This window comes from Paenibacillus sp. FSL H7-0331 (assembly GCF_001956045.1).
Map to the genome: position 1 here is coordinate 132044 of NZ_MRTH01000015.1, position 13742 is coordinate 145785.

11 protein-coding genes are annotated in these 13742 nt (G+C 46.0%); all 11 read right to left on the minus strand.

All coding sequences use genetic code 11. From position 1 onward, the window contains the following. Positions 1 to 15: 15 nt before the first annotated feature. The 11 genes from BK127_RS22185 to BK127_RS22240 all read right to left on the minus strand — a co-directional run bounded on the left by BK127_RS22185 (position 16) and on the right by BK127_RS22240 (position 13742). Positions 16 to 1479 carry a fibronectin type III domain-containing protein gene (locus tag BK127_RS22185; RefSeq protein WP_083689477.1) on the minus strand — a complete coding sequence of 488 codons (1464 nt, stop codon included), beginning with the start codon at positions 1477 to 1479 and terminating at the stop codon, positions 16 to 18. A gap of 74 nt (positions 1480 to 1553) precedes the next feature. Continuing rightward, positions 1554 to 2942, minus strand: a complete 1389-nt coding sequence (locus BK127_RS22195) for an ABC transporter substrate-binding protein (RefSeq protein ID WP_076233708.1) — start codon at positions 2940 to 2942, stop codon at positions 1554 to 1556. A 26-nt stretch (positions 2943 to 2968) separates the two neighbouring features. Then, positions 2969 to 3865 carry a carbohydrate ABC transporter permease gene (locus tag BK127_RS22200; RefSeq protein WP_256711405.1) on the minus strand — a complete coding sequence of 299 codons (897 nt, stop codon included), beginning with the start codon at positions 3863 to 3865 and terminating at the stop codon, positions 2969 to 2971. A gap of 6 nt (positions 3866 to 3871) precedes the next feature. After that, complete coding sequence (locus tag BK127_RS22205) at positions 3872 to 4744, minus strand: carbohydrate ABC transporter permease (protein ID WP_256711406.1); 873 nt, start codon at positions 4742 to 4744, stop codon at positions 3872 to 3874. 116 nt (positions 4745 to 4860) lie between these two features. After that, a complete protein-coding gene (locus BK127_RS22210; RefSeq protein ID WP_076233709.1) occupies positions 4861 to 6483 on the minus strand; it encodes a response regulator in 1623 nt (540 codons plus the stop codon). Next, positions 6476 to 8248: a sensor histidine kinase gene (locus BK127_RS22215; RefSeq protein ID WP_256711409.1), complete on the minus strand. Its 1773-nt coding sequence runs from the start codon at positions 8246 to 8248 to the stop codon at positions 6476 to 6478. Before BK127_RS22215 ends, BK127_RS22210 begins: the two co-directional genes overlap by 8 nt. Positions 8249 to 8286: 38 nt before the next feature. Continuing rightward, positions 8287 to 9021: an IclR family transcriptional regulator gene (locus tag BK127_RS22220; protein ID WP_256711407.1), complete on the minus strand. Its 735-nt coding sequence runs from the start codon at positions 9019 to 9021 to the stop codon at positions 8287 to 8289. 24 nt (positions 9022 to 9045) lie between these two features. Next, on the minus strand, positions 9046 to 10041 hold the full coding sequence (locus BK127_RS22225) for a Gfo/Idh/MocA family protein (RefSeq protein WP_076233712.1): 996 nt from the start codon (positions 10039 to 10041) through the stop codon (positions 9046 to 9048). A gap of 168 nt (positions 10042 to 10209) precedes the next feature. Beyond that, positions 10210 to 11853: an ABC transporter substrate-binding protein gene (locus BK127_RS22230; RefSeq protein ID WP_179097569.1), complete on the minus strand. Its 1644-nt coding sequence runs from the start codon at positions 11851 to 11853 to the stop codon at positions 10210 to 10212. A gap of 89 nt (positions 11854 to 11942) precedes the next feature. Next, the gene (speB, locus tag BK127_RS22235) at positions 11943 to 12929 is read right to left on the minus strand and encodes an agmatinase (protein WP_083689482.1); all 987 of its coding nucleotides are present in this window, start codon (positions 12927 to 12929) and stop codon (positions 11943 to 11945) included. Between the two features lie 174 nt (positions 12930 to 13103). Continuing rightward, positions 13104 to 13742, minus strand: a complete 639-nt coding sequence (locus BK127_RS22240; RefSeq protein ID WP_076233713.1) for a transglutaminase-like domain-containing protein — start codon at positions 13740 to 13742, stop codon at positions 13104 to 13106.

Sequence of the window (13742 nt, forward strand, 5' to 3'; positions counted from 1 at the left end):
TGATCGATAGTAGGTTTAAAGAAATGCACGAAATTTCTCAAGGGTATGAAATGTCATATAATTGGCGTTATGAAAATTGTAGGCATCATTAAGCGCGGTCCGACTTAGATAAATAATATCGTCCCCATTAAACAGCCAATCGACGTATTGGAATCCGACCTTAAGATCATCCTCCGTCCAACCGTTATCCTGATAATTTAAAGCGTCCGTATGAACCTTCCACGATTCCAAATCGGCTGATGACACCAGAGACAATATATTGCGCTGAGATACATTAGGTAAGGTTACTCTGTTCACTAACGACCAATATCTTCCGCTGACAGGATCATAATGAACCGTGAATTTGGACATATTGCCATGAAAGTCAATGACACTGCCGAACGTCAGGTCCGCATCAGGATGTATGGTATTCACATTCAGTATAACAGCTCTTCCATAATCAGGATTGCCCTTGCCCGTATTATAACGAAGCAGGTTGACGAGCCTTCCACCGGGAGTGATTACGATATTCCCTTCCAGCAGCGATGGTCTACCACCCTCAATGACACCCGGCCATTCATGGCTGTATGGAAGAAAAGGAGCTATCGCCCAATTGGCCGGATCCAGCAAATCCGCATCCGCTGGTGCAGAGATGACTCCGGTGGCATGACCACCGAGAGACCATGACCCATATTCCACCGCGCTCCAAATCCGCCCCTCGTGCTCAACGATAGGCATTGGCGCTTTATGAGGTCCGCCTTCCTCCCTGCTTCCAGCTGGTATCAGCTCCGTTGGTGCAGACCAGGTTGCTCCGCCATCGTCAGAGCGGCCAATTAGCAAAGCGCCGTATTCCGTACTTGTTCCAAGCATGTACAGCGCTCCGCGATGAAGAAACAACTTCCCCCAAAAGCACGGATAAAGATCGCACAGGAATGACCAGCTTTGACCGTCGTCCGTAGATCGAAAAATCTTGCTCAGATTTTGTCCGCCCAGCCCCCAAAAAACATCATGGGAGGCAAGTAGGGTTCCATCCGGAAGCTTTACGATGGATGGACTTGCCGGGGAACGGCCCGAGAAGTCATACGTGTAGTCATCGGGATGAATATAATTGACGACAATACCGGGCACCTCTCCGGTTCGCGCCTTTCTTGCCGGACTTTCCGCCAACTGCTCATTGGAATCCTTCTTGGTGGCACGAACGGCAACCTCGTAATCTACGGCATGATCCAGACCGCTAAGTAAAATCGAAGTGGCGTCACCCGGTAGTTGGCGAGTTTGAATTTCTGTCCGTTCTTCCCCTGCCGTCAGCTTGACCTCGTAAACAAGATCATCGGAATTGCATGATCCATCATACTGCCAATCCAACTGCAGCTGCCGGTTTCCCGGAGCAAGCCGTACTATATTTAACTCACTATATGGGGCTCCATAGCCCTTGGAAGCATAGGCGATTCCCTTGGCTGTTGAATAGCTCCACGTAGAGTTCTCTTTACGAACGTTCATCCACCATTCATCCCTTCTTACGGCGGCAGCCTTCAGCTGCCGCCTCATTCCTTGTTATTTCTATCGGATTTGAATCACTTTTTATTTTTGGAGGCATCGATGACTTTTTGCTCTTCGACCCATTTATTAATCTTTTCCTGAATATCTGCCATCTCAGCTGTCAGATCATACTTTTGACCATGATTAGCCCTCGATATCAACTCTGCCATCCAAGGACGAATAAGTGAGAACATGATCGGCGGAAACAGCACGTTTTTGGTATCCTCTACGACCGTTAGCAATTGTTTGGCATACGGATTATCCTTTTCGCTAACCCAATCGGCATTTTTCCAGGAAGGCAGATACTTATAGTTATCATAGATAGCTTTTTGTCCTTCAGCTCCTGTAATATATTTCAGCACCTGCCATGCCGCTTCCGGATTTTTCGTATCTTTGGCCATCGTATACGTTTGGGCTGTACCATAGGAGGTTTTTCCGTTCTTGTCCCGTACCCCTTTGGTCACGACATAACGATCCTGCAGCTTGTTTTTGAGGATTTCATCCGTTTTGCTGCACCATAAACAAATCGCTACATTGTTCTCGACCTTCCCCCAATTCTCAAAGCCACGTCCAATTTCATATCCGGGTGGTAGACTGGAGTTCATATCGATCAAGGTTTGCAAACTCTTTTTAATTTGCGGGTTATTGAAATTCAGTTTACTGTTCCCAAAGTTCGCCCAGTCGGTTTCGCCTAGCTGTACACCGTTCCCATCTGAGAAATAATCGAGCATCATGTGACTGCTGCTGCGCGGGTCGTAATACATGCCGTAGGTTTGTTTGCCGGTCTTGGGATTGATCCCCGTCAGCTTGGCCGCTTTTTCCAATATTTCCTGAGCGGTTGGTTTATCACTGAGCGGTGCCACACCCCAATCATCAAAGATTTGCTTATCATACATAACCGTACTGGTATTGACGATTCCCGGTAACGCCATGACTTTACCATCGGTAGCATTCGTAAAGCGCTCTTTGTCCAGCCATAAAGAATCGTAATAATTTTGTTTCCAATTATCCCGTTTCAAGTAATCGTCCAGAGGCATCAGAAACCCTTGGTTATAAAAATCGATAGACGAATCCAGAATTAACACATCCACACTTCCACTAAGCAATAAAGATTGGAACTTCGCCTTTCTGTTATCTTGCGGAACTTCAATATATTCCACAGTCAGCTTGGGATGTTTGTCTAAAAATGGCTTCAGCATCGTTTTCATCCCTTTGACATTGCTGCCCGTTACCGGATCGATACCGTCATCCACCGGATAACTAAAAACAGCAAACTTGACAACACCGGATAAATTATCCGCGTTTGCTGCGGGACCTGGAGCCGCACTATTGTCACCCGTCCCTCCGCCGCCGCAAGCGGTTAAAAATAAAAGCACTAAACACATTGTTAGCATCAGTGTCATTTTCCATCTATTCACTCGCATCGTATCACTCCTTATAAGTGGATGTTTCATTGTTTAATACCTGAATGGGCAACACTTTGAATGATATATTTCTGGAAAAACAGGTATACCAGCAGAACAGGAATGATGGACAATACCGTGGCGGCCATATTCAGACCCGGAGGTGATTGTCCGGTTTGTGTGCGTGCATTAAGCAAAGCGATTCCAATTTGAATCGTGTACTTGGCTGGATCATTCAGCATAATGAGCGGGAACAAAAAGCTGTTCCATACGTTCAGAAAGGTGAGAATAATCAAGGTAGCGACGATTGGCATGCATAAAGCAAAATAGATTTTAGTGAAGCATTGGAACTCTCCCGCGCCGTCGATAATGGCAGCCTCCCTAAGTTCGCCAGGAATGCCGTCCATAAATTGCTTGGCCAAAAAGGTACCGAATATATTGGCGATGGCCGGCAAATAAAAAGCCCAGTAGGTGTTGATGAGCTGCAGCTTCTTAAACAGCATAAACAGCGGGATTAATGTCGCTTCACTTGGAATCATCAACGTAGCCAGCACGACCAGCAGTATGATTTTGCCACCCTTGACGTTCAGCTTCGACAACGCATAACCCGCGAGCAGCGCTGAAAACGTACTAATCACAATAACACCAACAGCAATCATAAACGTATTTACATACAATCGCGGCATATGGGTATTGATGATGGCAATTCTAAAATTTTCGAAACTGAGGTGTTCCGGGATCAAACGAAAGGGAAAAGGAAATTCGAAAATTGCATCCTTGTCAAAGCTAATCGAAAGCATAACAATGAAGGGAAATAGGATCATTACGCCGCCAGCGAATAGGAACAACAGGGTCACAAGCCTTCCAAGCCTATCCACTTTTTTCCTCGATTGCAGTATCACCCCGGTTTTTGTTGCAGTGGACATCATGGTCATATGTCTCATCTCCGGTTAATCCTTATTTTGAAACGCTTTAAAGTTAAAAAGGGTAAACAGCAAAATAATAATGAAAATCACATACGATGCGGCAGCAGCCTTGCCAAACTCATAGGTGTAGAAGCCGTATCGGTATACGTACAGCATGAGTGTAAACAACGATCCGCCCGGGTTTCCATCCGGTCCCCCAATAACGAAAACATCGCCGAATCTTTTAAAAGCATTGATCGTACCCATGACGACCATAAAGAAAATGACGGGCTTCATTCCGGGAATCGTTATATAGAACCACTGCTGTATTCTCTTGGCACCATCCACGCTGGCAGCCTCATACAGATCGCGCGGAATACCTTGAAGTCCTGCCAGCCAGATTAATACGGAATAACCCAACCCGTGCCACGTATCCATCAAAATGACGCTAAACTGTGCGAGTCTGGGATCTGCCATCCATCCGAGTGGAGCTACGCCAAACCAGCTTAACACCGAGTTGGCAATCCCTTTTTCCGTCGGATACAGCAGCAGCAGGAATACAATCGAGGCCGCAACCGTTGAAGTCACATTCGGTAAAAAATAAATCGCTTTGAACAGAATGCTTATCCTGCGGGCGGCGATCCCGTTAATCAATGAAGCGACAATAAAGCTCAGAGGCAATCCCATTCCAAGCCCCATGACACCCATGATTATCGTGTTACGAAGCGCACGCCAAAAGGTCTTATCGTACCAAATAAATTCATAATTGCTGAACCCTGCCCAAATCCCCCTTACCCCGTTATGGTGATACAAGCTGATACGGAAAGCCTCTCCTATCGGGTACAAGGAAAAGGTAACGACCCCCAGGATCAGAGGAAGCAAAAACAAATAGCCAACCGTATGTTTATTTACTAACATATTTCTTTTCGGGATCATTATCGTTCACCCCCTGTATGCTCATCCCTTGCTCTTATTATCCGTAATTTGCACACGGATAAATAGGTGAAATTCCTATGATTGGTTTGTAATGTTATTCAATTGGGCTGCATTTTCCGATACTCCAACGGGGTAACACCTACCCTTTTTCTAAACACTTGTCCAAAATATTTGGCATCGGTATATCCGACTTGGCTGGAAATATCGAATATTTTCAAATCGGATTGCTTTAACAGCTGCTTGGCTTTGTTGATCCGAATATCGGCCAAAAAATTCAAAACCGTCTCATTGGTTCTTTCCTTGAATAAATTGGCGAAATAATTGGGTGTCAAATAGACAACGTCGGCTACGTCCTGCAAGGAGATATCCTGCGCATACTGCGACTCCATGAACGAAATTGCCTTCTGAACGATCGAAACATGACGCTGCTGCATTTTCTTTTCTATGCTATGGGCCAGATCGTTGACATAATGTAAAAGCCACATTTCAAGCTGTTCAATGGTTTTCCTTTTCTTAATCTGTTCATCCAATGCCGTGATTTCCATGATGTTACCATCTGAAAGATCCCACTCGATTAATTGGCGAAGCAGCGCGTAGACCAACTGTAGACAAATCTTGCGTAAATGATCAGGAGTTGGGGTAAAGTCGTCGACAATAGCGCGCAAAAATTGCCTTGCATACCCAACTGCTCCGTGTACATCCCCGATCTTCAAAGCCAGGCACAATCGTTTCTCCAGGTCATACGGGTATACGGTATGTTCGACTGAAGCCTGGTATGTGACGTCACCGATGTATACGATGCTTTCTTTACCTGAATACAGACGATACTGAACAGCCTCCACCGCTTGCTTGCTGGATTCCGGTATCCATTCCGGTTCATCGTAGATGCCGCCAATTCCGATTGAAACAGACACCTTGTAATAAGTTTGGATATAATATTTTATTTTTCTTGCTATCGCTTGCAGCAGCTCCAAGTAATATTTGCTTTCCATAGGCTCCGCTCGGCTAACGATTACAATGAGCTGGTTATCGTAATTTTCGACGATCTCGGCGTATAATTGTTCCCGAAGCAGCTCTTCTACAATGTTGCGAAAAGCAAATAATAAGAGCTGTTTATCACGAATTCGGGCACTCTGTGCTACAGCATCCTCATCATCGATTTCTACAACCAGGCATGCAAATAAATGGCTGCCGATGGAAAGATCCAGGTAGTCACATCTGTTTCTTATATCCAATAAAGACATTTGGCCGGAAAGCAGGTAGCGCAAATACCTTTCCTTGAGCACAGGGATGCTATGCAGCAGCTGCTGCCTTAATTGTACAACGTCCTTCACCTGGCTCCTTTCTTGTTCCAGGCTTTGCTTGGCTTTTTCGATGATGGCGAATAACTCTTCAATTGTGCTCGGTTTCAACAAATAATCAAAAGCACCATTGCGAATCGCCGTCTGCACATAGGGAAAATTATCATAGCCGCTTAACAAAATCACCTTCGCATGCGGTACGATGCAGAGCGCCTTTTCCGTTAACTCCAATCCGTTCATATGAGGCATCAACACATCGGAGATGATCAAATCCGGCTTCTGGTCCATAATCAACTCCATCGCTTCGACACCGTCTTCGGCCTCACCAACAATCTCAATTTGATGCTTGGACCAATCCATACTCATTTTCAGACCATTTCTCACGCGCTCCGAATCGTCCACCAGAATCATTTTATACATCGATATATCCCCCTGGAAGTATGATTTGTATGTGGGACCCTTCATCTCTTCGACTTTCGAAGTGTAAGCCATATCCTTCTCCATAAGCCAAATGAATCCGTTCGTTAATGTTATAAATGCCATAACCTCCATCTTGCGAAGGCGGCTCGAGAAGCGCTTCAATTTGTTCCAAATCCATACCGATTCCGTTATCGATAACTTCCAGCAGAATGAACTGGCCTTCCCTTTTGGCTACAATCTTAATCGTCCCTAGTTTATTTTTTAACGGTTTGATGCCATGCAGCAGCGCGTTTTCCACCAATGGCTGCAAAATGAGCTTAATGCACGCTTCCTCCAGTACATGAGGATCGGCTTCAATCGCATACTCAAATTTATTTTTGAACTGCAGCTTCTGAATAGTCAGGTAGTGCTCGATCGTTTCCAATTCCTTGGCGATGGTTGTCATTTCGCTGCCTTTATTGAGAATAAGCCGGAAAAATTGAGCAAACGCCGTTGTCATTTCCGCAATTTCATCATATTCCTTTGTTTTGGTCATCCAATAAATAGAATCCATCGTGTTATACAAAATGTGCGGATTAATTTGAGATTGTAAGGCCCTCAGCTCCGCCTCTCTGATTTTCTTTTCATCATCCCGCACTTTGTGGATCAGGGTCCCGATTTCTTCCGTCATTTCATTGAAGCTCTCCGATATTTCCCCAAATTCCTCCTGCGTTCCCAGATGAACCTTGGTGTGGATGTCCCCATCCCTTACTTTTTTAATGTGACGAATTAATTTCATGAGCGGTCGGGTAATGCTGGATGAAATGAACACGGACAGTAGAATCGATAACGCCACGGTAATAAGTATAATCATCACAATCGTGCCTTTGGCTAGCTCAATATGCTTGTAGACAATAGACTGCGGAATCATCGTAACGAGCTTCCAGCCTGTATATTGCGATGTAAAATAATGAACGGAATACATCGTTCCTTGCAGCATAATCAGTGAGCTTCCATTGGACGAGTCGGTAATCATCCTCCATACATCAGGATCTGCCTTGGTAGAGACCTGGTCCTTGTTAACATGAGAAATAATGAATCCATTCTCGTCAACTATATACGTAATCGCTTTCATATCCGTAAGAATGTTTTTGAAGCTGTCGAATATAAAGCTTTCCCGGACACCAATCAGCATAAGCCCCCAGTCTTTAAGGGCTAACAAGCCCAATGTTTTTCGCGCATTATAAATCACCTTGGGCCCTGAATCACGGTTGGAGAATATGTCCTTATTGGCAAACAGCCATAAGGGCTTGCCCTTGGCCGCATACGACTGTTGATAAATGGCCGTTTGTTCAATTTCCTCTCTTGTCCGATTGGCATAGGAGGTATTCACGAATAAGTTCAGGCCGTATGGGCCAAAAAAACTTACCGATTGAATCTGTTCAGAGCGCCCCCCAAAAATACTCGGATACACAGTTTCATAAAATATTTTTTCATAATTAGCTCTGACCGAGTCGGTAGAGGCATCGGATTCCATAATGATTTGCAGCTCTTTGTTCGATACGATGTTTACATACAATTCGTCAATATCTTTGAGCTTGTAATCGATATTTTGCATCGTTTGCTTAAGAACCTCTTGGACGGATTGACCCACTTCATTAACGATGGTTTCTTTTAAAATAAGAAAAAATATCCAGCCGATGATAGACGTGGATATTACAATAAGTAGTACAAAGGATACGATTAATTTGGATTTAAGCCTCATATTACGAAGTGAACCTGCCATCGTTGCCACTTAAATCACCCCTATCTGGTTTCATGCTGTCACAGCTTATCCTCGATATGGCTAACCACCTGCCGCAGCTTAACCGCATAATTTTCAATTGTGGAATCATCAAACCTGAGGGAGGGACCGGCAATGCTTACCCCGGCAATGACTTCCCGCTTTTTGTTGCGAATCGGCATTCCCATGCATTTAATTCCGTATTCATGCTCCATATGATCAATAGAATATCCTCTTGCCCGAATCTGCTGCAAATCCAGTATAAGCGCTTCTTGGCTGGTTATCGTACTATCTGTAATGGCGATAAGACCCTTGTCTATGACTGCCTTGATTCTGTCATCGGGTAAATAAGCAAGCATCGCTTTGCCAATCCCGGTACAATAAAGCGGCGCCTTAACACCCAGCATAGACCTCGTGGAAAGCTGATTTCGCGGACAGGTGGAATCCAGATAAACGACTTCATTTTCTCTTGGCGTACCCAGGTACACGGTTTCATTCGTAAAGTCCGATAGCTCCTGCATCAATGGCAGCACGATAGTCCTGAAATCAATGTTACTATGGATTACATTACTGAACTCCAACAGCTTAAATCCAAGCCTGTATTTCCCATTCTCCTGATTTTGCTCCAGATACCCTGCCTTTAAAAAAGTATCTGCGATATTGTGAACATTACTTTTATAGAGTCCCAGCTTCTCGCTTATTTCTGTAATGCCCAGCTCAGGCGATTGTACCGTGAAGCAATCGAGAATTTTCAGCGCTTTAATTAATGATTTCACTTTTCCTTCATCTGACAATTCGATTCAACTCTCTTTCGTTGTATAGCTAGGTAACCGTACGATCCGGCCCTCGGTCGCAGAATCATGTGCAGCAGAGGTCACTTCGAATGTGCGGAAAGCATCGTCATAATCAGATAAGATACGAGAAGTATCCCCCGTTCTTAATGCATGCACAAAGGCCGCATTTTCCAATACGTACGGGTCCGAGCTATTCCGGTACTCTACCGTTCGGTCACGACCGATTTCTTTCAGGCTATCCATACGAATTTCCACAACACCAGAGGTCGTGTACACATCCAAGCCTGTATGGTGACCTCTTGGAAGTATACATGTATTGGATATCGTGGCCACCATCCCATTCACCAATTTGAGTGTAACGGTGCCCACATCCGGTATATCCATCCCTTCTTGAATTTCATGTAAACGTCGTTTGCTGAAGGCTGCGTACAATTCTTCGACTTCCCCGCATAAATAACGAATAAGATCAACAATATGCGTGGTCTGTTCGTTGAATTGCCCTCCCGAGCCGTTCATTCGCCTCCACCATGCAATCTGCGGGAAAGAACTCATAAAGTAACCGAGTGCCATACCCATCGTGCCCTCCAACAGAAGCTCGCGCGCTTTGGCTGTAGAATCGAGATAACGCCAATTGTAGCCAACTGAAGTAATAAGACGTTTGTCAGCTGCTTGCTTCCGCAGCAGCTCCAAATTCTCGGTCAACTCGATTCCGAGCGGTTTCTCCACAAAGAAAGGAATGCCACGATCAACCAGGTGCCTTTCAATTTCACCGTGCCCCATCGGTGGTACGCATATGTAGACAGCATCCAATATACACGTATCCAGCATTTGTACCACACTTGTAAACGCTTTCGAATCTGGCCAGCTGCGTGCTGCCCGCTCCACATTTTCCATGTTTCTGCCGCAAAAGGCTACGACCGATACACCCTCCATTTGTGAAAGTATACGTTGGTGCTTATCCGCATATCTACCTGTTCCTATAAAACCGATACGAAGTTTCATATCTCTCTCCTTGTCGTTCTATAATAAAGAACATAGTTCTATATATAATAGTAGGCTATACTTTTGTAATTTTCAAGTGAAGTTTGGATAGATCCGGACAAAAAAATCCTCCTCATTTCTGAGGAAGATTCTTATTAGGAGCAGCTACTTCAATGTCTACTTTATTGTCTACTTTATTGTCCACTCATTAACATCATAATGCATACCGTAGATCGTCCCGCCCCGACCCGTCACCGACTTGTTCAGTGCGATCAAATTTTTCTCGGAGTATATCGTGATCAGCGGAACGTCCTCCTGTATCACATTTTGAAGCTCCTTATAAATGGCAAACCGCTTGTCCTTGGTTGTTTCTTTCATGCCCAGCGCAAACAGCTCGTCAACACGAGGGTTATTATACCTCATATCATTCAGTGCAGCTGTTGATTTATACGTATTACTCGGGCCGTCAGGATCGATAATCGTGCTGAAGCTGGAGATCAGCAGATCAAAATCACCCTTGACCGCGCGTTGGACAGCTGTAGCAAAATCGAAATTGACCTGCTTCACCTTCACACCGACGGCTTCCAGATTTTGTTGAATAATGTTCCCCGCCATCTCCCGCACAGCATCTCCAGTAGGAACGATGAAATCCAGCGTTTTCGAGGAATCCCAACCCGCTTCCTTCAGGAGCTGCTTCGCTTTCTCAGGATCATAGCTGTACTTCTTGATGTCCTTGTCGTAATAAGGATGACTTACCGCATAAGGACCATTTTGCACCTCACCGATGCCTTTCATCAATTGATTAACAATCGCCTCACGGTTAATAGCGTATGCCATCGCCTGCCGAACCCGTTTATCAGGGATTTTGGTCGTATTGATTTCAATTGAGTTGTAACGGCGGGTCGGTTCCTCTGTCGTTTGTACGTGATTCATTTTTTTAATTGTTTCCCATTCCTTGGGTGGTATGTTACCTGGTCCTTGCCCGGCATTCATATCGATTTCCTGCGATTGCAGCTGAGCGACCATGTTCGCCGCAGGCATTACCTTGACAACTACCTCTTTAATTTTCGGCGCACCGCGATAATACGACGGATTCGCAGCCAACTGGACGACGCCGTTCTCAAATTTGTTAAAGGTATACGGTCCATCGGTCACATTCGGATTTTTCCAAAATGCATGACTGTTGAGCGTAGATGGATCCGCGGTTTCAAATACATGCTTAGGAATTATCGGGAAATCGCACAAACGCTCCTTCACCATATTCGGGTCAACCGCATTGGCGGTCACCAGCTCGAAGGTTTTGTCGTCAATGACCTTGACACCGCTCAGCATGGTGACACCTTCCGGCAGTCTGCCTTTCTCGTTAAGGCCGTCCAAATAATTGATATAGGTTCGGATTGTCGTCAATGTTTTGGGATGGGCTACAAGATTAGCCGTGAATTCAAAATCCTGCGCGGTTACAGGTTTACCGTCCGACCAATTGGCATCCTTGCGCAGCTTGACTACATACGTCTTACTGTCTTTTTGCTCGAACGATTCAGCCAGCTGCAGCTTGAACTCAAGCGGTGCCGTCATCTTCAGCAAGGTATCGTACAAATAACGGTTGATGAACGTAGCCGCATTGGAACCTGAAGCATCGGTATCGATAGGATTAAACATCGTGGGGGGATTGGTCATCCCGATCGTAATTCGATCCGGATGGCTGGAAGCGGCGCTGACAGCGCCTGAGCTTGCCGGACTTTGTGAGGCTTCCGGCTTGGGAGTGCATGCCGTTGTCAGTAAGAGCAAGCCCGCCACGCATATACAAGATACCTTTTTCATTGTCAGTCTCACAGTCATGCCTCCTATCGGATAATGAATGATAAACAGGACTGGAGGTCGGGAAGCCTATGCCGCCAATCCCGCCTCCGTCAACACCCGCCTTAGCCGATGATTGTTGCGTCAGCTTTCTCTGCTGCTTTAAGGGCTTGCTCACGACGGTTCAGCGCAATCAGTGTAATAAACTCAAAGGCAATGTTGGCCGCATTCAGGGCAGTCACTCTCGTTAAATCACGATCAGGCAGCACCTCGACCAGATCAAAGCCGATGATGTTCAGACCGGTCAGGCCACGCAGCATTTGCTGGGCTTCATAAGTATTGAACCCTCCAACCTCCGGGGTACCTGTCCCTGGAGCAAACACTGGATCAAGAAAATCAATATCGAATGTGAGGAACACCGGATTATTGCCAACACGCTGTTTAATTTTGTTGCACAGCTCAGGAATCGACAGCTTTTTGACGTCATCGGTCGTTAGCACCTCATATCCAAGTTCACGGGAATCATCCAGACCGGTCAGCGTAAACGGCGTTCCACGCATGCCCATCTGAATAGAGGTTGAAGCATCAATGTAACCCTCTTCCGCTGCATAACGGAACATCGTGCCGTGGGAATGCTTGCGCCTTTCATCCATGCTTTTACCGGTATCCGTATGCGAATCAAAATGCACCAGGCTGACAGGTCCGTAGGCACCGGCGGCCGCTTTCACGTGAGGATAAGAGATGGAATGGTCGCCGCCGAGCAGTATAGGAATAATACCTTTGGCAAATATCGGTTTGAGCTGCTCCTCGATCGCCTCATAGCTCAGGTCGATATAGCCCGGAACGATCTTGAGATCACCATAATCAATACCGGATACATATTCGGTAGTATCGATGCCCTGTGCCTGACTGATAGGCCGAAGACGCTGGGACATTTCGCGAATCGAGGAAGGGCCGAATCGGGTTCCTACAGCGTAGCTGACGCCCGTATCAAACGGAACGCCAATCACTGCGTAGTCCACGTGCTCCAAATCCTGAACATAAGGAAGATGCATAAACGTGCGAATACCTGAAAATAATGGGATACCTCTTTCGATCATTGGACGATACAATGTAACCACTCCTTATTGAGGTTTATAAAAATACAGAAAGCCGCCTTTCTCCTATTCGGAGGAAAGACGGCTTCATTGCCGGATTCACTGGTTTGGCATCATTGACAAACCGGAATAACATATCAAGTTGTTCATGTGACATACTCTAACATGCACCTGACGAATTCGTCAACCCTATTTTTTGGGCAAGATCGATTCCGGCAAGGGCAGTGAATCCGGGAGATGCCGCTCGTACATGCGTATGCTATGCGTATGCGCCATCAAGGTTTCGATAATGATGGGATGGGGCTCACTAAAATTAACGTCATAATCAACCTCGCCAATATCCTGCCGCACAGGAAAAGCGAGATGTTCGGTCTCCAGGGAAAACCGGGCGTCCACGCCTGGCTTGTTCCCTCTCGCATCAAGACGAATCCACGTATCCAGCTGCCTGATATAGACGGTATTCAACGCGTGGATACAGAACCCGGACTGTGCCGTTTCATACAACGTCAGCCGCTGATAGCTCAAGCCTGAGGGAATACCACAGGCCCTCAGCATAGCGGCAAGCAGATGGGACTTGGCGTAACAGATACCATGTTCTTCCCTCAACGTATCCGATGCGCTGATCGTCACCTGGTTCAGCTGCGCATCGTATGAATGCTGGATCTTGTCGCGCACGAAGGTATACAGGACCTCGATGGTCCTGATCTCGTCGCTACCGACGGGAACCAGCTGATGTAAGGTTTGCTGTATAAGCGGGTGGTCATAGTCAAGCCAGATCGAGGGCTGCAGATAGCTGTCCATGGGTGCATTCATTCGGGTCAACATCAT

Excerpts from the sequence above, each read along its gene's own strand:
- BK127_RS22185 (WP_083689477.1), bottom strand. The coding sequence starts at position 1,479 with ATGAACGTTCGTAAAGAGAACTCTACGTGGAGCTATTCAACAGCCAAG.
- BK127_RS22195 (WP_076233708.1), bottom strand. The coding sequence starts at position 2,942 with ATGCGAGTGAATAGATGGAAAATGACACTGATGCTAACAATGTGTTTA.
- BK127_RS22200 (WP_256711405.1), bottom strand. The coding sequence starts at position 3,865 with ATGAGACATATGACCATGATGTCCACTGCAACAAAAACCGGGGTGATA.
- BK127_RS22205 (WP_256711406.1), bottom strand. The coding sequence starts at position 4,744 with ATGTTAGTAAATAAACATACGGTTGGCTATTTGTTTTTGCTTCCTCTG.
- BK127_RS22210 (WP_076233709.1), bottom strand. The coding sequence starts at position 6,483 with ATGTATAAAATGATTCTGGTGGACGATTCGGAGCGCGTGAGAAATGGT.
- BK127_RS22215 (WP_256711409.1), bottom strand. The coding sequence starts at position 8,248 with ATGGCAGGTTCACTTCGTAATATGAGGCTTAAATCCAAATTAATCGTA.
- BK127_RS22225 (WP_076233712.1), bottom strand. The coding sequence starts at position 10,041 with ATGAAACTTCGTATCGGTTTTATAGGAACAGGTAGATATGCGGATAAG.
- BK127_RS22240 (WP_076233713.1), bottom strand. The coding sequence starts at position 13,742 with ATGATGTTGACCCGAATGAATGCACCCATGGACAGCTATCTGCAGCCC.